We start from the raw sequence: 20010 nt of genomic DNA on the forward strand, positions 1-20010 counted from the left end.
CCGTAGTCCTGGTCGGGCTGGTCGAGGATGCGCAGCTGACCTGTCTCCCCGGCGGCGAGGTGAAGATCGGACCAGGAGCAGGACCAGGTGAGTGAGGCTCCGGTGTCGTTGGTGATGCTGACGTAGTGGGAAGGGCCATGCACTCCGAACAGCAGATCACCCACCCACAGAACCGCGGCCGCCACGACGGCTAGAGCTCCCAGCGCGATCGACAGTCTCACCAACCGTCGTTGGCGGGGTGGTGTCTGCCGGTCCGGCGAGAGTCTGCTCGGGTCCCAACTGTCCAGGCGTTCAACCACGGCGTATCCACCCCTCGGCGCGACGTGAAGCGGCCTCGACCGCCGCCGAGCTCGTTACCTTGAGTTCTCCCACGGGAGAACAGTAGGCGTGACGCGGCTCTCACCACGAGGAGCTACCGACTCGCGACCGAGAGTGTCCTGTAAGGGGATCGATCCGCGGGACGCTTTCAGCGGACTGCTCGGAGGGGCTACTGCTCGTCTTTCCGGGCTGCTCGGCCGACGAAGTGCACGGACCGTCGAGCGTCGACGAGTTCGCGCTTCTCGAAGTGGCGAACGACGAAGGCTCCTGCGACGAACGAGTAGCCGATGCCCTCCGCGATTCGTGTGAGGACCGGGATGGTGCTGATGATCTGTTCGACGGTGGGTGATCCGTTGGCTTGGTAGGGGGCGATCCAGAACGGCACGATCGTGCCGAAGACGATGCCCAGGAGAATCCCGGCGACACCGATCCAGAACATGGAAGTGGACGAAAGTGCTCTGAGCATGGGATCCCCGGAATGTTCGGTGGGCGAGTCGAGAGGCGCCGCTGTCGGACGCGCCGTCCTCGCTCACGGCTGATCGGTCTGGTTACAGGCGCAGGTTGAGCGCGGCGAGGACGGTGACGAGGCCGGCCGCGACGACGACGACCGTCAGTGCAACGCGCCCCGCCGTACGGCGGAGAAGGCCGGTCATCGTGGCGGCGTCCGCCACGCGAGTCGCGATCACGAGGTCAGGAACGCCGGCCGGCGGTTGCGGTGGCGTCGTGGAGTCGTCTTCGCTGGCCGGGACGCTCACGGTCTGCTGAGCCGGCTCGATCCGATCGGGCAGCTTCTTGAAGCGGCCATCATTCGATTCGCCCACAGCGACCTCCCCAGCGGTCGCCGCATCGCGACCCTCCTTCGTGACTGTAGCCGTGCAACTCCATTGCGTCAGCGTGAGCGCGTAGCGGCCTAGAGCTGGAGACTGCTGCGGCGCACGTCTCCTCTCCACTCCTCGAGCGTCCACTGATCGGGTCCCGTAGAGGAACCTGCTGCTTCCCGAGCGCGCTGCTCGCTGCCATAGATTCCAACGACGTCGGTGGCGTCTGCCCAGAGGGCTGTCCTGAGGAGGAGGTAGTGCTCACCGTCACTGCTGTTCTTCACGCCTCGGATCCTCGTCGGTTCCGACGTCGTTCGGTCACCGTGGCGCGAGGTATCACAGTGCTGGCGCGCGTCCCGTATCGGGATCGACCACCGGACGCCTTGCGCCTCCGGCGCGAGGCGGAGGATGACCGGCTGATCGTTGACGTTTTGCACTGCGGCTAGTGCGCCGCGGCGGTCCAGTTCGTACGCTCAGCACATGACTGTTCGAGGGTACGCGCGGAGTCGACGTCGGCAGCTCCTGTTGTGGGTTCTGGCTTCGCTGGTGGTGTTTGCGCTGGTGACTCTTGTTGTCGCCTTCGTGGCAACCCAGCTCAATGCTTCTGCTTTCGCCAGACGCCCGGAGATCGAGAACTGGGCTGACCCGAGCAGGGGAACATTCACGCTCGGGCTGGGGTGGGGCTTGGTCGCCGCCGCAGTCACCGTCGCGGTCGGCGTCACCGTCGATCGTCTGCGGATGCGCAGCGCTAGGTAGAACGACGTCCCGTAAGGGGGTCGTCAACCGGTCGCACGCGAGTTGCGTGCGCCGCCGCGGCGTGGCGCGGGCGGGGCCGTCTCGTTAGACCTGTCCGGTGGTGATTCCGCTGAGGGGGCGTGAAACGGGGCAGGGAAGGCCGAGCGCCAGGCCGGCTTGTCTATCCCGGGTTGGGTGGTTGCGGGGCTGTGTCGTTGAGGCGGCGATAGTAGGCGACGTCGAGCGCGCTGAGGTGGGTGAGGAGGCGTCCGGCGCGGTCGTGCATGGTCATGGAGCCGTCGTGGAGGCTCGCGATGGCGCCGACGCGGTGCAGCATCAGCACTGTGTCGAGGCGTTCGGCGTAGTGCAGTTCCAGGAAATACACCAGCGGCGGATTGCCGGCCCGGCCTGGGGTGAAAAGGGCGGTGGGCTGGTGTCGGGTGACGCCGGTGTCGCGGTTGAGCTCGCGGAAGATGTACCGCTCGCGCAGCCACGGCCCACCGAGGATCATCGCGACGAGGACGACGACCCCGGTGATGACGAAGGGGTTGAGAAGAACGGCGAGGTCGTTGCCGGTCATCATCCGAGCATGTCCCGGGGGCGGTCGCGGTCCTCGGCTGCTTCGGTGTCCGCGGCCAGCTGCGCGACTCGCGCTTCGATGTAGACGGTGCGCATCGTGGCGTCATGGTCGAGTTGCAGGACTTGCAGGAGGCGGTGCAGTTGTACGGTGCCGGCCGAGGTTTTGCCGGTCAGGATGCGTCGGACGGTGCGCGGTCGGAGCCGTGCGAACACGGCTACCTTCTGTGCGCTCCAGCCCTGCGCCTGCACGGCTGTGGTCAGTACCGTGCCGAGCGCGGTGTCAAAGTGCTGGGGCGCCAACCCGATGAAGTCCACTCAGCCAGGCTAGCCATGCGATTCGTACGCGAACGTGGGTTCAGAGGACGGGTGGTGGCGACCCGTCCGGTGGGGAGCCAGGTGGCGGGGCGTCTAACGAAGCAGTTGGAGCCGCTCGTCAGGTTCGGTCGTTCGTCGTTTCGTCGTCGCCTGTTCGGTCTGGCGAGTTGGGGGTGCGGAGGGGCCAGGCGGGCCACCAGCCGTTGTCGAGTTGGCGCAGGGTCGTGGTGGCGTGTTCGAGGTCGTCGGTGGTGAGGTCTCTGTCGGGGGCGCCACTGCTGCCGGTGTAGCCGCTGCCGTCAACGGCGTGGAGCTGGGTGTGCAGCCACCGGCGACTTCCGAGGGGGTACGTCTCGCGGAAGCCGCCCGCGGCGATGGAAAGGACGGCTTCTTCGAGGCGGTCGGCGGCGGTTTCTGCTGATTCGTCGCAGGCATCGCAGGAGCAGTTCGGCAGGGTGGCGCGGAAGAAGACGCCTGCTTCCACTTGGACTGATTCGTCGGTTGCAGTGACGGTGATCGGGGTTCCGGCGCGAGGCTGCAACCGGATCTGCTGTGTCCCGTCGTGGTCGAGGTGGCGGACGTCGACGGAGTACCAGCGGTGGAGGTAGTCGGCCAGGGCGTCGACGTCATGGCGTAGGGGTGCGAAGCGTTCTGGGTGGGAGACGCGGGAGTACGCGTCGTCAGGTGGGTGGTGGTCGGGCCAGCGCTGCCCGTATTCGATGACGTGGCCGTTGTCGTCGCGGAACTCGATGGGAGGGAAGGCGGCGCGTTGGAACGGAACCGGTGGAACCGTGAACGGCGGTGGAGTGACATCGTGAGCGAGCGCGGTGATTTCGCGGTCGTCGAGGTCTTCTTGATCCCAGGTGGACAGCATCTCGAGGAACGGTTCCCGCTGCTCGGGACGCTGCACCATGGTTCGCACGAGGGCGGCGACCGGAATGGAGCGGACGTTCGTCCCGATTTCCGGCTCGTTGGTGACTCGCCAGGTCGCCGCGGGATGCACCACCGCGATCACGTTCCCGACGAACCGGGCTGCGGCGTCGGCAATCTCTGGCGTCGTCAAGGCGGTCGGATGCTTGGCCAGGAAGAGCCACACTCCCGACACGTCACCAGCAAGGCTCTCTGGGTCCACGCCATGGCGTTGCAGGAACTGAACGAAGAGATCGAAGCCGTCGACAAACCGCACAGGAGTCGGAAGCTCTGTTGCGGGCCGGAACGTCGCAATCGCGGACGAACCCAATTCCGGCATCGACCCGATCTCGCCAGGGAACATCTGTGTTGTCATCAGCTTCCTCCCGCGCCATGAACGACTCCGACAGTGCTCACCATGTCAGCGCCCCGTCACTCTTCAGACGCTTGTAGCGCCGATGTCGAGGCGCGAAGGTAGGCGTACACCGTCTCCCGGCTGATGCCATATTTCTTTGCCAACGTCGTCTTCGGCACGCCGGCACCAGCCCGCTCGCGCAGCTCCGCGACCTGCGCGAGGGTAAGCGAGCGGGCGCGGCCTCGGTAGACGCCGCGCTGCTTGGCCAAAGCGATGCCCTCGCGTTGACGCTCCCGAATGAGTTCGCGTTCGAACTCTGCGAACGCGCCCATCATGTTCAGCAGCAGGTTCGCCATCGCGCTGTCCTCACCAGTGAAGGTGAGCTGTTCCTTGACGAACTCGACCCGGACCTTCTTGTCCGTCAGTCGGCGCACGAGCCGGCGGAGGTCTTCTAGGTTCCTTGCGAGCCGGTCCATCGAGTGCACGAGCACCGTGTCTCCGTCGCGGACGAACCCGATCATCTCTTCGAGCTGCGGACGGTTCACGTCCTTGCCGGAGGCCTTGTCCTCGAACACCCGATCCAGCGTCAGGCCGTCGAGCTGGCGCACCGTGCTCTGATCCAACGTGCTCACCCGCACGTACCCGACCCTCTGACCCGACATGCCGCCTCCGACCCCTACTTGTCCAGTTGAAGTCTAAGAGCCGCAGGGGCAAGTGTCAGACAAGGTCCGACACGGCCCTATTCGGACGCGCTTCGGCCATGGTGCCTGACGTCCGGTTGGGGTGTACCTCAGCTAGACGGAGCCCCCGTCACCCTCCGGTGCGGTCGCTCGCAGTGCGTGGCGGGCGCTGCTTCGCGCCTGGGTGGGAGGTGGGCGCTACGTGGCCGCTTCCTCCATTTCGGTGATGGGAGCCGTATGAGTGGCAGCGTGGAGGGTGTTCAAGGGAAGCAAGAAGAGACGAAGGAGTACATCATGCGCACCAGCACGAGCAACGAATTCGACACCAGCTCGGCCAACCGTCAGAACCACCCGGGACACGGCTTCCGCCGGTCCCGCATCGCTGCGGGCCTGCTCGCAGCATCACTCACCGTCGCAGTCCCGATCGTGGGCGCCGCGCCGGCCTTCGCGGACACCACAACTCAGACAACCACCGCCGTCGCTGACTCCGGCCGCGCCACTGGCGTTACCGAGGGAGCGAACAGCGGCGCTGCCGGTCAGTGCACATGGGGTGCGAAGGAAAAGTTCTTCGAGGCGACCGGGCTGCGTCCCGCCATCTACGGCAACGCCCTCGACTGGGACACCAGCGCCGCCGCGAACGGCTGGACTACCGTCCTGGATGCTCAGGCTCGCAGCATCGTCGTCTTCGAGCCCGGCGTGCAGGGGGCGGACCCCACCTACGGTCACGTCGCCTGGGTCGATTCCGTCGAGAAGCGCGCTGACGGCCTCTACATCAACATCACCGAGATGAACGGTGCCGCCGGACCTGGCGTCTACAACACGCGAACTGTGCAGGACGTCGTGGGCATGTCCTACATCCTGGCTCCGTAGGGTCACCGCAAGAGGCGCTCCGCGTCCGCGAGTGTGAAGGCGGGTGACCCATGGGCCGCCCGCCTTCACCCTGTCCGCGTACCTTCGGCCTCCCGATCGGTAGGCGTCGCTTGCACCGTAGAACGATGCGACGACTCGAACTCGGAGCGGATGGCAGGCGGCCTCAATCACTCACTGACGTCGCGATCGCTGTCCTTCGCGCTCTCCTAGGACGGTTCCTGGACTTTGGGACGGTTGATCGTGTCACCGTTCCACGACAGGTCGGAGTCCTCATCGACGGGGAAGGCCTCGAATCGGCCGTCAGTGAGGATCGCGCTTACGAGCGTGTGCGAGCCGGCGACGATGGTGGAGTCCCGGTCGATCTCGGTGGCGAGCACCCAGGCGTGATCTTCAGGCCAGAGTAGTTGCGGCGCTTCCTCGCCGCGGAGGCCAATCTCGGGACCCCATCCGGGTTCGGCAAGCTCCGCCATGCTCGTGGCGGCCAGTATGTAGTCGTATCGGTCAATGCTGACCGGCCTGCCGAGGAGGTTCTGGCCGGTCCCACCGACCCAGTACGCCGCGAGCGCATCGCCGGGCGTAGTGGTCGCCGAACTGAGGATGGGTGCGAGGGCGGCGAGTACTTGCGGATCGAGTCGTCCGACGTCACTTGTGCCGCCGCGCGGCTCGTCCCTGCCTAGGAGCCGTTCCCACTGGACGAGCGGGTGCATGACCTTGCCGGCAGTAGCAGCAACGTCCGCCCACCGCTGGCGTTCCCAAATGTCATCGCCGTCAGGTCGAGGGTGAAGGACACGGGCGTACGCCTCGAACCCGTATCCGGCGACCGAGCCGACTCGTGCCCAGCTTCGCTCTCGCTGCATGCGCAGCCCAAGCCATTCGGCCCGCTCGACATCATCTGTGATCTCCATGGCCATGACCCTGGCAGGCCGGCACGGCCACGCCAAGACGAGTCGTGGTCGACCTGACGCCGATCGGACGCCACGCCATCGAGCTGATGAACCGAGCTTGGCATCGTGGCGCGGCTGAGGGCGCGCCGTTCGGGTCGGCGCACCCCCGCCGGCGGGCTTGGCGCTCTCGCGTCACAAGCCAAAGATCGGCGGTCCAGGTCCCCGCTCAATCCATGCGGAATCATACACATCGGTTCCTGAGTGATCTGCCGAGCATCAGCCAAACGGGGGAGGGCGATGGGGATAGTGCGTGATGGTTGGTCGTTCAGGTCTGGTATCTCTGGTGAGCCGGGGTCGGGAGGACCTGTCGGCGGAGGGGAAGCGGTGGGGGCGTACGACGAGGCGGAGGATCTTCCTTCACCGCCGCGGCACCATCGTGGCGTCACCGTGGTCCTACTCGTTCTGCTGACGTCGGTGCTGGCCGGCGTCGTCGCTGTCTTCATGTTTGCGGTCGGGTCGCTCGATGACTCGACGTCGGGAGCGGTGCCGCCGTCGGGGAGTGGCCAGGAGCTGGTGTACGAGCTCGTGCCCGTGTTGAACGATGATCCGGCGATCGCGAAGCTTCTTCCCGCGAACACCGAGTCAGACAGTGCAGGCTTGCGCGATGCGTGCGGGGCGCTCGCGGACCGCGATTCGGAGTTCACGATCATCGACGGCGCGACACCTGCCACGTTTCGGGTCGCCCTGGACGCGGCCGCAGACGCGCCGGAGCCGCAGACTTGCTGGATTGGGTTCCGCTGGGTCAAGGACGAAGGCTGGCGCGCTTCCGCGATCCGTCACTGACCACAGCTGAGCGTGGACCACCGTCGGCGTCACGGCTTGTAGGGGGACCAGTCCTGTGAGGGAAGTTCGCGCAGCTCCTCGTTCACCCAGACGCGCCAGCACGTGTCGGTGCGCTCCTGAAAAGCGCCGCTGATGGTCTCGTGCGACCAGCCGTCACGCGATTGGATCCAGCGGACGAGCCAGACCATTTGACCGGCCAACGGCTCAGTGTTGCGCGACATGTGCTCATCATCCTGGACGTCTGCCCGCGCAACGTGTGCTCGTCAGTAGTGGAGCTGTGTGCTCCATCCGTCTCGGCCGCGACCGGTCCACTGGGTGTAGTACAGGCCGCGCTTGTTCAAGAACGGCCCCACGTAATCCAGGCCCGCCGGCCGGTCAGAGCTGGCGCGAACGAAGAAGTTCTCGGGGCCGAAAAGCGGAAGCCCGGTCTCGGCCAACGTGGTGCCGGTCCCGTCGAGAATCGTGAGGCGCCACTGGTCCTCGACGTACTCGACTGTCGCCATCTCGGCGGAGCTGAAGTCGATCATGCGCGGAGCATAACCACCGCACGTTACGCCTGGTGTCGTTTCGCTCGGGTGCGGCTTCTTCCCCTGGGAAGCGGCCCGACCCGGCATCCCCCGACGCGGGGCCGGGCCGCTACTCCCGGCTCAGGGGCCGAGCCGCATCCGAGCCGGGAGCACTGGGGCCGGAGCGAACGGCACTCCGTACATGCCCGACCATAGGTGCCGACTGTGCCCACGGGAGGAGGGTTGACGGCCCTGAGCAGCAGCCGGCGAGTGGTGCTCTCGGCCGCGCTGTGTGACGCGGCCGAGAGCAGAGCGACACCGACGACCCCTCGTCGGTCTGCCGCGCGCGGCGTCGAGGTCCCCACTTCTCAACCGCACCGCCACTTTAGACACGAAGTGCCGAGACGGTGAGCGTGAGCGGAGCGAGTCGAGCAACTCCTGTCAGCGCCGCTCGGCATCCTGACGGCTGGCCGCGCTTCGCTTGCGCAGCTCGCTGACTACCGACTTTGAGGCTGCCAGAAGGGCGCGCTCGTCTTGCGCGTCGGCATCGACTGGGACGACGACGAACGCGCTGTTGGCGTTCACCGTCATCCGTACTTCCATGACCTGCCCATCCACGCGCAGCGCGGGAATAGCGATCGACTCGGAGTGTCCGCCGGCGGCGATCGAACCGACGAAGGCGAGGAGGGCCGTGCACACGTCGTCGGTGGACGTGAACGTCGCGGAAGCTCTCATCCGTCGTCATCACCTACGCGATGTAGCGCTCCGGTGAGCGTCCGGCAGGGGCCGCTGATCGGAACTCTTCCCGAGGGGAGCATTCTCTGAGGCCATCCATCCGATAAGCGGCGCGATGCCGGAGGCGGGTGGCCGTCAGGAGTGCCCCGGAGGGGTATCCCGGAGGGACGCGCAGCGCTCTTGACGGTCGGCCGGCGCAGGCAAGAGTGAAGCGTCGGATGGACGGCCGGACCGCAGCCTGCGCGCACGTCGCGGGAAGGCAGAAGCCCCCGCGAGCGTGACTGCTCGAGCGGGGGCTTGCTACTCGACGAGGGCGGTCGTCGTGCGCGATCGACCTACTCGTTCGGCCACGACGCCAGAGCGTCATGGGGGACGATTGTCGGCACTCCGTCGACGGTCTGGATCGTCGTGCCGGGCTCTCCGAGTCCGGCGGCGTGCGCGATCGCCGCGAGGACCAGTCGCGTGTGTTCGAGGTCGAGCCCGGCGACGTCCTCGCGGAGGTCGACAGGGACACCCTGACCGAGCGACGACGCGATCCGCGCGACGCGCTGTTCGCCTCCGCTGAGCGCTCCGATTTCGTAGCCGAGGCGGTCGAAGTCGATTGCGCTCGTGTGCCAGGCGTTGTCGGTCTTCACCCACGGTGCTCCGGCGTACACGAGGCCCGATCGGATCAGCAGTTCGACGGCGGCCGTGAGCGGGTTGGCCCCCTCCGCCCAGGCGCGGACCTGGCCGTGGAGCGCGGCGGAGTCGTTGTCGGTCATGCAGCGTTCTCGATGGACGCGGAGCTGTCGCTCTCGGTCGAATCGGCGGGAATTCCCTCCGCCGACGTTGTGCGTCGCGCGCGGGTGACGCGAGCGCGAGTCTGCTCGGGTCGCGGCACTCCTGCTGCGCGGAGTTCCTTCTCCGACCATCCGGCGGCGAGGGCGTCCGCCCACGCCTTGCTGTGTCGGTTCTGCGCGTCGCTGAGGGTGGCGCGTGCGGTGTCGGTGTCGTTGGCTGCGGAGACGATCGTGCGGACCGCCTCGACGCGCTTCTCGACGCTCTGTTCGAGCAGTCGGCGGGCGGCGTCGGCGGCGTCGTCAGGGTTCCTCGTGTGGTCGCTCATGCGGAAAGGCTAGCCGCCGCCGCCGCCGTCATGCGGAAGGCGCGGACTCAAGCGTCTCGGGTTCGGCTTCGCCAGCCGAGACGCTCGGGTGTCCTTCGGACCCGAGTTACACCCAAGTCGCGCTCGGTGCGAAGATGGTTTGTGGAGCAAGCTATAGGTTTACCCGTGGTAAACCGCTTGCGCCCCTTCCGCTGCGCGGCCGGGTCGGCGCATACTGGTCGTATGGTCCCCGCCTGGGGGCGGGTTCGCTGCGCTGGGCCGGAAGGACGGTGAGGGTCGTGTCGGAGTCGTCACGAGAGGGTCGGTTGTTCGGCCGGCGCCGCCGCGCGAACGTGCCGGGTGTCGCTGCGCGGTCGAAGCGGTACGAGGTGTCGGTCACGCCCGAGGAGGACGCGCACCTGCGCGCCCGTGCCGAGGTGCTGGAAGTGACGGTGCCGCGGCTGCTGTTCGAGTCCGCGATGAACGCCCAGGTGCGCACGGACACGGAGTGGCGGTTGGTGGTTGCTGAGCTGTTCCGGGCGTCGAAGCTGTTGCAGAAGACGTCGGACAACATGAACCAGCTCGCGCGGTTCGCGAACAGCACGGGCCAGTTCCCGGCCGAGGCTGTTGAGGCTGCGGAGGAGTACCGGCGGGTGCGACGCCTGATCGAGGCGACGGCAGACCGGCTCGGTGGACGGTGAGAACGAACATCACGCGCGGCACGCGCATGCGTGGACTGATGGGCTACCTCGTTGGTCCCGGCAAGACGAACGAGCACGAGGAGCAGCACCTGATCGCGGGGGATTCCGCGATCATGGCTGAGTACGGGCATGAGGTTCTGGATGGCGCTGCGGCTGCGGCGATCGCTGCGGATCTGGACCGACCGCGGGAGCTGTTCGGCGTCGAGGTGACGCGCAACAAGGTGCGCACCGACGAGAACGGCGAGGCGGTTCGGGACTCGGCCGGCGCGATCGTGAAGGATCGCGTGGCGGCTGATGTGTGGCATTGCTCGCTGTCGCTGGCGGCCGAGGAGGGCCAGCTCACAGACGAGCAGTGGGGCCGAATCTCGACCGACTTCGTGCAGCGGATGGGCTTCGCGGGCGAGGACATCGGCAAGGCCGATTGCCGCTGGGTCGCGGTGCGTCACGGGCTGTCGAAGAACGGCAACGACCACGTACACATCGCCGTGTCGCTGGTGCGCGAGGACGGCACGAAAGCGTCGGTGCACAAGGACTACGAGCGGTCGCAGACGATCAGCCGTGAGCTGGAGCGCGAGTACGGGTTGCAGGTCTACCAGGCGCCGGAGCGCGAGTTCCCGGAGCGCGGTGTGCGGCCGGGAGCGCGTGAGTCCGCTGCACGTCGCGGGCACGTCGAGCCGGACATGCAGCGCCTCGAGCGCGCCGTACGCGCGGCCTCGTCCGCGTCCCAGGATGAGAGCGAGTTCGTTCGTCGTCTGCGTCAGGGCGGGGTGCTGGTGCGCCCTCGATTCGCGACGGGTCGTGACGATGTGATCGCCGGCTATTCGGTGGCGCTGCGGCCGACGAACGGCGAGAAGGCGATCTGGCACGGCGGCGGCCGGCTCGCTCGCGACCTGACCTTGCCGGAGCTGCGGAAGGGCTGGCCGGACCAGCCGGAGTCCGCGTCGGATGCGGCATCCGAATGGCGCGCGACAGCCAAGAATCCCTGGCAGTACACGCCGGTCAACCCTGGCCGGGAGACGGCGGAGCCGGCCCCCGAGCTGTTCGAGGCGTACGCCGCGGACATGGACCGGCTGCACGACTACATCAGGTCCGTGGACCCCTCCGACAGGGCCACGTGGGCGCACGTTGCGCGCGAGACGGCCGGCGCCTACGCGGCGTGGTCCCGGCGCATGGAGCCCACCCCGGGACCGCTCGCGGACGCTGCGCGATCGCTCGCCCGCTCGGCGCACCTGCGGGCGCACGAGACGCGCCCGCGGCCCGCGATGATGCCCTCGACGGCGGCGTACTCCGCATTGATCATGGCCGCGGCGGGGAATAAGAAGAATGCAGCCGCGGAGCTGCTGCTGCTGAACCAGTTCGCGCGCTTGACGCACGCGGTCGCGTCGGCTCATAAGGCAGCCGGTGATGCGCGACGGATGCGCGAGCTGTCGCAGACGTTGCGGGGTCAGTTGTCCGCTGTTCGCGACGGCTACCAGGTCGTCGTGAAGGCCGAGAAGGTCGCGGAGAACGAGCGGGCCTGGCAGGCGCTCCCGGAGGAGCTCAAAGACGTTCGCCGGCTGTCCCAGACCAACTTCGGGTCGGGCAGTCCCGTACCCACGAAGCTCACCAAGGCTGACCGGGAGCGCGAGGAAGCGATGCTCGCGGACCGCGCCCGACAGTCTCGGCAGGGACCTGACCAGGACCGCGGCGACCGTGGCCGATAGACGATTCACCAAGGCAAGGGGAGGAAGTCATGAGTGACGACGACGAGGTAGGCCAGGAGGTCGGTCAGAACGTCCGGATCGCGTTGACCATCGCGATGCAGATGGGCGAGAAGTTCGCCCGGCTGCGCGAGGAGCTGGCTCACGACGCGCAGGCACGCTCCGCCGCGCAGGCGCGCGAGCTGTCGGCCCGTTTCGACGCCGAGCGCGGCGCTGCACGCGCGACGTTGCAGGTCGTGGACCGGCCCGACTGGTGGGAGAAGGCGAGCATCCAAGACATCTCGAAGGTCGCGGAGACGGCGCAGGCGTGGAAGAACCACGACCCGATCGCGGAGCGCGCGTCGGCCGTCGTTCAGCGCGAAGTGTTCGAGCGCTACGGCGTCGACACCGCCGTGCTGCGCGACGCCGCCGGTCAGGCGAAGTCGGAGCTGGACCGGGCGAAGGAATGGGCCACCAACTCCGCGCCGGAGCACTACCACCGCCACGACGACGACCGTCTCACCATGGACATACGCGGCCGCGCAGAGCCGGACGTGAACGCGGAGCGCGCTCTGATCACCGACTACCGCGCGGCGCTCGCGGGCGACGCCGGCACCCTCGAACTCTCCGCGGCCGAGGAATGGAAGCGCGACACCGACCCGGCCGGGTTCCAGGACTACCGCGTGCAGACGTCGATCGACTGGAACGACGGAGAGTTCCGCACCGCGGACCCCGCGGCCGTCGCTGCTGCACGAGCCGCGCTGGTCGAGGAGTGGAAGGACACGGTAGCTCCCGAGCGTGCTCGAGCGGGAGCGGAGGTTACGGAGGCACAACTACTGATCGCGGAAGCCGACCGCCTCGACCGCGCGAACGACGCCCGCAACCAGGAGGCCGCTCGAGAAACCCCCGGTGCGTCCGACGTCGACAACGGGCGCGCGGAGATGGCTGCGCAGCTCGAAGCGCGCGCGAGCGACTACGACCGCGACGCGGCCGCCGGTGGCACCGCCAACGCGACTCCTGACGAGCTGCGCGAGCTGGCCTCCGACGCGCGCGCTCAGGCACAGCTCTTCCGCGACGACGCCCCCGCAGAGCGCCAGGAGGCCGCACAGGGCACCGGAGGCCCGTCCACGGAGTCGGCGCCGCCCGCGACGGATCCGCGCGCGTCAGCGTCGCGTGAGGCCGGAGAGATCGCTTACGACAGTGCCGAGCGTCGACAGTCGACCATTCAGGCGATGGAAGCCAAGGGAGTCCCCCCGCACGTCATCGAGGCGCGGATGAGCGCCGACAGCGCGCACGCCACCCCGCCCAGCGCCGCGGTGACGTCGAAGGCTCCGATGAGCACCGTCCCTCAGACGCGGCGCGGTCGTGGCCAGGGGCAGGGCGCCGATCGCGCGGACCTGAGCCGCTAGCCGGAGCGTCGAGAACGAAGAAGGGGAGCACCGGACGGTGCTCCCCTTCTTACGTCCTCAGAGCGCCTCTCAGGCGTTTTCTCTGGATGGGCGCTGCGTGTACAGCGGCGGTTGTAGATCGGACGGGAAAGTGCCTTCTACCGGCGCCGTGTAAGGCAGCGGTTCACCGATCCGGTTCTCGTCCGTCGAGTCAGCGAATGGGCCGTCCGCAGAGAGAAGGACGCTCATGTGTGGGTCGCAGTGGTTGATCCACCACGCGCTCATCCCGGCCTTCGGGTCGGCGCGTGCGGCCTCCCACGCCCGCCACAGCGCCTCGATGCGCTGCTGCGCTTCCTTGGCCTCCCACCAGGCTGCTTTCCACCGCAGACCGGCACCGGAGCCCTGCGCCATTACTCGGCGCCGGTAGGTGCCGATGAGCTGCTTGCGCACGAACTCATCCGCCGACCCGAAATGCGTCGTGGGCTCTTCGCTCTCCGGGGCACTCGTCGCCTCGTCGGCCGCTGACGCGGGCGCGGCCTCGTCGTCCACGCCCCCGTAGAAGTCATCGCTCATGAGCCCGTCACCGGCGTGAAGCCGTGTCCCTGCTCCGGGGCCGGCGGCGGCGTCGGTGTCGGCGCTGCGCCCGGTCGGTGGTTCGCGATGGAGGCGTTGATCGCGGCCACGAGCGGCTTGGGGCCGTCGAACCACGGCACCGTGCGCAGGATCGCGGCACGCGAGCCCGAGGACATCAGGATCGCCCGCCCGATCTTGCGCCCCTTCTTGGGAGTGGGGAGGTTCGCGAGCTCCGCGACGTCGAGGATCAGTTCGCGCTTCAACGCGCTGGTGGTCGAGCGCACGCCCTTGTTCATGCTCGCGGAGGTCGTCTCGCGATCGTAGGTGCCGATCAGCTCTGACACCATCCGCAGAAACCCCGTCTCCGAGATTCCGCCGGCGTAGATCTTCGCGTTCGCGGCCGACCACAGCTTGTCCATGCCCTCCTTCCCGAACACGCTCACGCCCTGCGACCAGGACTGGAACACCGACATGATCGGGATCCCCCGGGAGCCGTAGTGGCTGTAGAGGTCGGGCAGGTCGCGCCAGCGGCAGACGTTCGCCGCCTCATCGAGGACGCCGAGCATCGGGGTCTGCATCCGGCCGCCGGGCGACACCGCGGCCAGCTCCTCCGCGGCTTCGACGGTCGCGGCGGTGAGGGCGAGGACGAGGGGGCCGGCGCTGCCGGCACCCTCCTTGGACAGGCTGTAGAGCGTCCCGGTGGAGCGGACGAAGGCGCCGGGATTGAACTCCGGCCGGGTGTCGTTCTCGCCGGTGCGGTTCACCCACTGGCGGGTCCCGGAGTCCTTCAAGCAGGACGCCATGCGCCGGGCAGTGGAGTACACCGATCCGCGCTCCCGGTGCTCCAACCGCGTCGCGCCCTGCAAGCTCTTGGCCATCAGCGGGAAATAGCTCGAGGCCAGGATGTCTCCGGCCGTCTCGTCGCCGGGTTTCGTCGTCCACTCGTAGACGTCCGTGATCGGGCGGCCATCGAGGGCCGCGGCGAGCAGGAAGCCTGCCAGCAGCTCGCGACCGGACGGCTCGAAGTGCGCATCCGAGCGGGCGCCGACCTCGCTGGATCCGGACGCGAAGTGCTGCGCGAGCTTCGCTGCCTTGGTGTCGTCGGTGACGTAGGAGAGGGGGTTCCACCACCACGACGGCGGCTCGACCGCGACGCGCTGCGGGTCGAACACCCACACCTGCCCCCGTGCTGCGCGGAGGTCGCGGGTCGCGTCGAGCACGTCGCGCTTGTTCGAGGTCGTGACCACGGACCCGGGAGCGTTGACGATCGCGGGGATGACGAACGACGTCGACTTGCCTACGCGGGGGCCGGCGAGCAGCAGCACCATGTCCTCGAACGAGGCGTAGATAGGTCGACCGTCGCTGAGGAGGTCACCCAGAGGGACGCCGAACGAGTCGGTCACGCCCAGTCGGGCCGACTTCTCCTTCGCCTCCTTGCCGCGCATGTGGCTCATTTCCGCGGAGGTGGCGGTGTGGCGGGCGGTCCAGTCGATCGGGGTCCGGTTCTTCTTCCCGCCGTTCTTCGCGATCAGGAACAGGGTGCCGAAGAAGACGACCACGGCGCCGATCCCGGCGACGATGAGGGTCGCGGTGCCCGGCCAGACGAGTCGGCCGCGGAACACGTCGACCACGACGGAGAAGAAGTTCGACGGGTCGGTGTCCATGTCGGGATTCACACCGTCGACCTGGGACCCGACGCGGACCGCGATGTAGATGGCCAGGGCGATGATCAGGACACCGCCGGCCGCGAACGCGACCCCGAAGCCGTTACTGGCCTTCCCGGGCTCTTTCCGGCGGTTGTTCGTGAGGCTCATGGTGCAACTCCTTCGGTCGGTGCTGGGCTGGTGAGAGTGGTCTGGGCGGGGATCGCGTGCTGCACCTGCGCGGTGAACGCGAGGGTGGCGGCCGTGGCCACGAGGACCGCGACAGCCAGGAGCCCGGCGACCGCGCCGACCTGGCCGAGCGGACCCCGCAGCAGCGCACCCCCGGCGCGGGCGGCGATCACGACATCGCCCGCTCGAGCAACGGAACAGATGCCGGCAGGAACCTGCGCGGCTCGCATCGCTCATAGATCGGCCCGTCGTAGGGGGCCGTCGTGTCGTCGCTGGTCGCCTGCCGGCTGGTGCCCCAGGTGAGGACGGCCTGGCCGTTGTCGACGTACTCGACCGGCAGGTCCGTCATGTGGTCGGTGTGCGGGAGCGTCGTCGTCATCGAGCAGCCCCAGAGGTAGCCGTCGTAGACGACCGTCGACGTGCAGCTCATGCGATCACCCGGTCCCACTGGTCCCAGGCGACGAAGCCCGCCATGAGGGCGACCCCGGTCCAGCAGCCCGTGAGCAGAAACCGGTCGCGCTCCGCCGCCCCCTGACGGCGGGCGGCGATCACGCTGACGATCGCGGCGCCGGCCGCGCCGAGCGCGACGCAGCTCGCGCCGAGGGCGACGAGGACGCTCACGGCAGAATCTCCACCATGACCGGATCGGTCGCCAGGGGCTCGTTCGCGCGGCCTGCGCGGCTCGTGGTGTGCCAGAGCTTGTTGGTGTCGTTGACGTCCTTCTCCGCTGCGGTCAGGTGGACGCGGACGGGGATGCCGGGACGGCCGCCCACCTTGATCAGGAACAGGCCACGGCCGGGCGGGTCCGCTTCCTTCCCGGAGACGCCATCCCAGGCCGGCGGGTCCTGCCAGCTCGTGAGCATCTCCTGCTCCTTCGCGGACAGCGGCACCGCCGACGTGAGCAGAGGCATCTCCGCACCGGGAAGGCCGCCGCAGATGACCATGCCGGAGCGCTCCACAAAGCCGCGGGCCTTCATCCGGTCCTCTTCGCTGGAAAGCGCGAGGAGGTCGGACATGGTGTGGCTGATCATCGCCAGGCCGACACCGCGGGCACGGTTGAGGCGGGTGAGCGCGTCGACGCGATCGACCATGCCCTTGCCCGCGCGCAGAGCCCGCCACAGCTCGTCCAGGATCACGAAGTAGTGCCGGCGGGGCTCGATCCCCGCATCGGCCAGCGCCGCGGCGACGTTGACCGTCCCGAACCCCGCGGACCAGCACGCGAGGAGGATCGCCGCCTGGAGGTCGCCTTCGGAGTCATCGATCGAGGACACGTCGTAGACCACCGGCCGATCCCGCCGCATCGGGGTCGTCGTCTGGCGGGAGAAGATCTCGCCCAGCCGGCCACCGGAGGTGAGGCCGATGAGCGACGCTTCGAGGTTCTCGGTGATTTCCTTGTACCGCTTGAGGTCGTTGCGGTCGAGCGCGACCTGTCGAATCTCGTCCGGCGCGGCCTGGATCACGGCGAGCAGGTCCGCGAGGACGGGGATGCCCTCGTGGTGCTCGTCCAGGTACTTCAACGCCCGGTCGATGATCGTCTCCTCCCGGTCCGTGGGCGGCTGAGAGCGGAGGATCGTCAGGAGCGCTGCGATCATCGTGTGCCGGCGGCCGTGAGCGTCCGCGAGGACCTGAGCGGCGAGGCGCTGCGCTTTCACCGCACGCAGGTGCAGCTCCTTGGAGTCGCCGCCGCGGGCGTCGAGCTCCGCGGCTTGCTCCAGCGCCTGGTCGGCGTCGTCTCGGAGGCGCTTTGCCGCGCTGGTCGCCTCGCCGGGGTCGAGGATGTTGAGGTAGCCGCGGTCGCGGCCGAGGGTGATGACCTGTCCTTCCATCGCGCGGATGAGGTCCACGTAGTCGGGCTTCAGATCCCCGAGGACCAGCGGGATGGTGCCGTACCCGGCGAGCCCGGTCGCCATGCGGCGGGTCAGCGAGGACTTCCCGAGACCCGGCTTGCCGAGGACGAACATCGACGGGTTGGAGATGAGCTGCGCCCGCTGGAACCAGCTAATCGGGTCGCACAACACGGAGGCCCCGGTGGTGAGGTTCTTGCCCAGCGGTACGCCGATCATGGGCGTGCCGGTGCCGACCGAGAATGGGTACAGGCCGCACACCTGCACAGTCGTCGCGCGGAATTCATCGGCGGGCTGGATCGAGACGACCTGTCCGCCGCCGCGGCCGAGCCATCCCGTCGACGTCGGCCGCATCGGTCGCTTCGGCGCCGATTCCTTCTCGGTCTTCTGCTTCCCGCCCTGGTGCGGGATCGCCCGCTTTTTCCGCGACCGCTTGGACGGCGTCTCGCGGGCGAGCGGCGAGGCCGCGGCGCGGGCCGCGGCACTCTCCTCCTGCACCTTCCGAGCGCGGCGAGACCCGGCCCGGCTGTCCGCCGTTGCTGACGCGGCAGCGTCAGTCGACGGGGAGCCGACCGCGCCCGTGGGCGTGGCCGAGTCGGGGGCGTCGACGTCGCCGGCCTCTTCGCTCTGGTCGACGTCGACGGCGCCGGTGGGCAGCTCGTCCCCGTCGACGTCGGCGGGGACGTCGACGGGCTCGGTGTCGCGGTGGCGGGAGAAGAGCTTGGTGGTGATGCTCACTGGGGGCCTCCAATAAGGGTCGGAACGGCGACAAAGACGGGTGAGGGCTGAGGGTTAAGCCGGGACGGCACCGGACGTGTGTCCAGTGCCGTCCTGGTGGTGGCGGGGTGCGTCACAGGATTTCCCGCATCTCGTTGGGAATGCGCAGGTGCCGAGGCAGGACCAGCCCCAGCGGGAGCGCGGCGGCGAAGGCGGAGTCCTGCGAGCCGAACGCCGGCCGCATCCGCAGTCGGGCGGCTGAGGTGAGGGAGTCGATCGCGGCGCGCGCTTCGGGCTCTTGGCCACGCTGCAGCGTGGTCGCGGTGACGATCAGGCCGAAGTTCATCAGTCCGGCGCCGGAGGCTTCCTCCGCGGCCGTGGCCTGCGCCGAGCGGGTCGAGAGCGTCGAGCGCGCCGTGGGCTTGGTGGACGCGGAGGAGTTGAACTGGGCGGCGTTGAGGTCCGCCTCCACGAGCGCTGCGGCGCGGGCGGGGTCGATGGGTCGGTAGAGCAGGGTGACGCGCTTGCGGGCGATGTCGCGGTGCGGTGCGAGCAGGCGGGCGAGGATGTTCGACTGGACGACGCCGCGCGGCGGGGCGGTCATGGTCCACGACGTCGACACCGCTCCGTCGTGACGGTAGGAGTCCCAGTGCGCTTCGGCGCCCGCGGGGCCGACGTCGGTCCAAGACAGGTCGGCCGTCTCGCCCTCTGCGCGCGCCTGATCGATCAGGAGCGCCGCGTCGGGGTCGTACGCGGTGCGGATGACTTCGCACAGCTCTTGCGCGCTCAGGGGCCGCGCTGCGCCCGCACCCGTCGCCGCGAGAGAAGACGTCAAGCCGGGGATGCGGGCGGAGAGGTCGGAGGCTACTTCCTTCGCGTTGCGGCGCTTCCCGTTGATCCGCGCGGTCGCCGTGAACGTGAGCGCGATGTAGGCGTGGATCGTGGCCGATCCGACCGGGTAGGTCTCTACGACCTCTTGGAGCATCGCTCGCGCGAACAGCGGGGCGTCCGGGTCCATCGACCCCTCGACCTCGCCGCGCAGGCGGGTACCCGTGTCGGGGGCCGTCTCGATCGTGACCGAGGCGGCCTCGATGCCGGGCTCGTCTCCGAGGTTGGCGAGCCAGATGCCGTACTCCGCGACCTGGTTGTTGATCTGCTCCTGATCCACCAGCGCGGCGCCGTCCGGCTCCGTCGCCAGGACCACGGTGAAGTGCTTCGTCATCGGGGTGCTGATCAGCGCGAACCGGCGGCCGTGGGAGTCCTCGTGCTCGGTGAGCTGCGAGGGCGCGGCCAGGCCGGGCAGCTGGAAGGTGCCCCACTTCGCGCGGCCGATCGGGCCGGAGCGGTAGATGTTCGCTCCCTTGCTCTTGGTACGCCACCAGTTCACGCGGACCACCATCCTTCCCAGGGCTGATTGCCCGTGCTTGTCCTTGACCGAGACGGTCAGGAGGATGCCGCCGAAGATGGCGGCGACGATGAGTGCGGGACCTAGGCCGGAGAACATTGACGCGATGATCGAGGCGACGATGCCCACGAACATCACGAGGGTGGCGAGCTGTCCGAGCCCACCGAGGCCGGCGGTCTGAGGCTTTCGCCAGTTGCCATAGGTGCGAGCCTTGATCGGCTCGGTTGCTGTGCTGGACAT

26 protein-coding genes are annotated in these 20010 nt (G+C 68.4%); 6 read left to right on the top strand and 20 right to left on the bottom strand.

The window, feature by feature from the left end; translation table 11 throughout:
• Positions 1 to 487: 487 nt before the first annotated feature.
• The 3 genes from C5B98_RS13785 to C5B98_RS16695 form a co-directional block, all read right to left on the bottom strand.
• Complete coding sequence (locus tag C5B98_RS13785) at positions 488 to 757, bottom strand: hypothetical protein (protein ID WP_104224259.1); 270 nt, start codon at positions 755 to 757, stop codon at positions 488 to 490.
• Positions 758 to 866: 109 nt separating this feature from the next.
• Entirely contained in the window at positions 867 to 1139 is a 273-nt protein-coding gene (locus C5B98_RS13790) for a hypothetical protein (RefSeq protein ID WP_104227086.1), read from the bottom strand.
• An 89-nt stretch (positions 1140 to 1228) separates the two neighbouring features.
• Positions 1229 to 1420: a hypothetical protein gene (locus C5B98_RS16695; protein ID WP_146076965.1), complete on the bottom strand. Its 192-nt coding sequence runs from the start codon at positions 1418 to 1420 to the stop codon at positions 1229 to 1231.
• Between the two features lie 196 nt (positions 1421 to 1616).
• On the opposite strand from C5B98_RS16695, the gene C5B98_RS13795 reads away from it, so the two are divergent.
• Positions 1617 to 1892 (top strand): hypothetical protein, encoded by a 276-nt coding sequence (locus C5B98_RS13795; RefSeq protein WP_146076966.1) that lies wholly within the window; start codon positions 1617 to 1619, stop codon positions 1890 to 1892.
• Between the two features lie 160 nt (positions 1893 to 2052).
• Here C5B98_RS13795 and C5B98_RS13800 read toward each other — a convergent pair whose 3' ends face one another.
• The 4 genes from C5B98_RS13800 to C5B98_RS13815 form a co-directional block, all read right to left on the bottom strand.
• Positions 2053 to 2451, bottom strand: a complete 399-nt coding sequence (locus tag C5B98_RS13800; protein WP_104227088.1) for a hypothetical protein — start codon at positions 2449 to 2451, stop codon at positions 2053 to 2055.
• Positions 2451 to 2765, bottom strand: a complete 315-nt coding sequence (locus C5B98_RS13805) for a helix-turn-helix domain-containing protein (protein WP_104227089.1) — start codon at positions 2763 to 2765, stop codon at positions 2451 to 2453. The genes C5B98_RS13800 and C5B98_RS13805 overlap by 1 nt, the downstream gene beginning before the upstream one ends.
• Positions 2766 to 2883: 118 nt before the next feature.
• Positions 2884 to 4050: a DUF6226 family protein gene (locus C5B98_RS13810; RefSeq protein WP_104227090.1), complete on the bottom strand. Its 1167-nt coding sequence runs from the start codon at positions 4048 to 4050 to the stop codon at positions 2884 to 2886.
• Positions 4051 to 4106: 56 nt separating this feature from the next.
• Positions 4107 to 4691, bottom strand: a complete 585-nt coding sequence (locus C5B98_RS13815; RefSeq protein WP_104227091.1) for a recombinase family protein — start codon at positions 4689 to 4691, stop codon at positions 4107 to 4109.
• Between the two features lie 312 nt (positions 4692 to 5003).
• Here C5B98_RS13815 and C5B98_RS13820 point away from each other — a divergent pair, with 312 nt between their 5' ends.
• On the top strand, positions 5004 to 5579 hold the full coding sequence (locus tag C5B98_RS13820) for a CHAP domain-containing protein (protein WP_181065552.1): 576 nt from the start codon (positions 5004 to 5006) through the stop codon (positions 5577 to 5579).
• A gap of 206 nt (positions 5580 to 5785) precedes the next feature.
• Here the strand turns inward: C5B98_RS13820 and C5B98_RS13825 are convergent, their stop codons facing one another.
• A complete protein-coding gene (locus tag C5B98_RS13825) occupies positions 5786 to 6484 on the bottom strand; it encodes a hypothetical protein (RefSeq protein ID WP_146076967.1) in 699 nt (232 codons plus the stop codon).
• Between the two features lie 363 nt (positions 6485 to 6847).
• Here C5B98_RS13825 and C5B98_RS13830 point away from each other — a divergent pair, with 363 nt between their 5' ends.
• Entirely contained in the window at positions 6848 to 7306 is a 459-nt protein-coding gene (locus tag C5B98_RS13830; RefSeq protein WP_104227094.1) for a hypothetical protein, read from the top strand.
• 29 nt (positions 7307 to 7335) lie between these two features.
• Here the strand turns inward: C5B98_RS13830 and C5B98_RS13835 are convergent, their stop codons facing one another.
• The 5 genes from C5B98_RS13835 to C5B98_RS13855 form a co-directional block, all read right to left on the bottom strand.
• Positions 7336 to 7527: a hypothetical protein gene (locus C5B98_RS13835; protein ID WP_104227095.1), complete on the bottom strand. Its 192-nt coding sequence runs from the start codon at positions 7525 to 7527 to the stop codon at positions 7336 to 7338.
• A 42-nt stretch (positions 7528 to 7569) separates the two neighbouring features.
• Entirely contained in the window at positions 7570 to 7833 is a 264-nt protein-coding gene (locus tag C5B98_RS13840) for a hypothetical protein (protein ID WP_104227096.1), read from the bottom strand.
• A 420-nt stretch (positions 7834 to 8253) separates the two neighbouring features.
• Positions 8254 to 8547 (bottom strand): hypothetical protein, encoded by a 294-nt coding sequence (locus tag C5B98_RS13845; RefSeq protein WP_104227097.1) that lies wholly within the window; start codon positions 8545 to 8547, stop codon positions 8254 to 8256.
• Between the two features lie 335 nt (positions 8548 to 8882).
• Positions 8883 to 9308 carry a hypothetical protein gene (locus C5B98_RS13850; RefSeq protein WP_104263457.1) on the bottom strand — a complete coding sequence of 142 codons (426 nt, stop codon included), beginning with the start codon at positions 9306 to 9308 and terminating at the stop codon, positions 8883 to 8885.
• Positions 9305 to 9652, bottom strand: coding sequence for a hypothetical protein (locus C5B98_RS13855; protein ID WP_104263456.1), 348 nt, complete (start codon positions 9650 to 9652; stop codon positions 9305 to 9307). The genes C5B98_RS13850 and C5B98_RS13855 overlap by 4 nt, the downstream gene beginning before the upstream one ends.
• Positions 9653 to 10020: 368 nt before the next feature.
• Between C5B98_RS13855 and C5B98_RS13860 the strand changes: the two genes are divergently transcribed.
• Genes C5B98_RS13860 through C5B98_RS13870 form a run of 3 tightly spaced genes read left to right on the top strand, consistent with a single transcriptional unit; the run spans position 10021 to position 13420 of the window.
• The gene (locus C5B98_RS13860) at positions 10021 to 10332 is read left to right on the top strand and encodes a plasmid mobilization relaxosome protein MobC (protein WP_236553717.1); all 312 of its coding nucleotides are present in this window, start codon (positions 10021 to 10023) and stop codon (positions 10330 to 10332) included.
• Positions 10329 to 12035 carry a relaxase/mobilization nuclease domain-containing protein gene (locus C5B98_RS13865; RefSeq protein ID WP_104263455.1) on the top strand — a complete coding sequence of 569 codons (1707 nt, stop codon included), beginning with the start codon at positions 10329 to 10331 and terminating at the stop codon, positions 12033 to 12035. Before C5B98_RS13860 ends, C5B98_RS13865 begins: the two co-directional genes overlap by 4 nt.
• Positions 12036 to 12064: 29 nt before the next feature.
• On the top strand, positions 12065 to 13420 hold the full coding sequence (locus C5B98_RS13870; RefSeq protein WP_104327944.1) for a hypothetical protein: 1356 nt from the start codon (positions 12065 to 12067) through the stop codon (positions 13418 to 13420).
• Positions 13421 to 13489: 69 nt separating this feature from the next.
• Here the strand turns inward: C5B98_RS13870 and C5B98_RS13875 are convergent, their stop codons facing one another.
• From C5B98_RS13875 to C5B98_RS13910, 7 genes are all read right to left on the bottom strand, one after another.
• Complete coding sequence (locus tag C5B98_RS13875; protein ID WP_104308534.1) at positions 13490 to 13972, bottom strand: DUF4913 domain-containing protein; 483 nt, start codon at positions 13970 to 13972, stop codon at positions 13490 to 13492.
• On the bottom strand, positions 13969 to 15786 hold the full coding sequence (locus C5B98_RS13880; RefSeq protein WP_104308533.1) for a type IV secretory system conjugative DNA transfer family protein: 1818 nt from the start codon (positions 15784 to 15786) through the stop codon (positions 13969 to 13971). The genes C5B98_RS13875 and C5B98_RS13880 overlap by 4 nt, the downstream gene beginning before the upstream one ends.
• Positions 15783 to 15977: a hypothetical protein gene (locus C5B98_RS13885; protein WP_104263451.1), complete on the bottom strand. Its 195-nt coding sequence runs from the start codon at positions 15975 to 15977 to the stop codon at positions 15783 to 15785. Before C5B98_RS13885 ends, C5B98_RS13880 begins: the two co-directional genes overlap by 4 nt.
• Positions 15974 to 16234, bottom strand: a complete 261-nt coding sequence (locus C5B98_RS13890) for a hypothetical protein (protein WP_104263450.1) — start codon at positions 16232 to 16234, stop codon at positions 15974 to 15976. Before C5B98_RS13890 ends, C5B98_RS13885 begins: the two co-directional genes overlap by 4 nt.
• The gene (locus C5B98_RS13895) at positions 16231 to 16425 is read right to left on the bottom strand and encodes a hypothetical protein (RefSeq protein WP_104263449.1); all 195 of its coding nucleotides are present in this window, start codon (positions 16423 to 16425) and stop codon (positions 16231 to 16233) included. The genes C5B98_RS13890 and C5B98_RS13895 overlap by 4 nt, the downstream gene beginning before the upstream one ends.
• Complete coding sequence (locus C5B98_RS13900) at positions 16422 to 18002, bottom strand: ATP/GTP-binding protein (RefSeq protein ID WP_219812664.1); 1581 nt, start codon at positions 18000 to 18002, stop codon at positions 16422 to 16424. Before C5B98_RS13900 ends, C5B98_RS13895 begins: the two co-directional genes overlap by 4 nt.
• A gap of 496 nt (positions 18003 to 18498) precedes the next feature.
• The gene (locus C5B98_RS13910) at positions 18499 to 20010 is read right to left on the bottom strand and encodes an SCO6880 family protein (protein ID WP_181065553.1); all 1512 of its coding nucleotides are present in this window, start codon (positions 20008 to 20010) and stop codon (positions 18499 to 18501) included.

It is taken from the genome of Rathayibacter sp. AY1A5 (assembly GCF_002930875.1).
In the GTDB taxonomy this organism is placed as follows: domain Bacteria; phylum Actinomycetota; class Actinomycetes; order Actinomycetales; family Microbacteriaceae; genus Rathayibacter.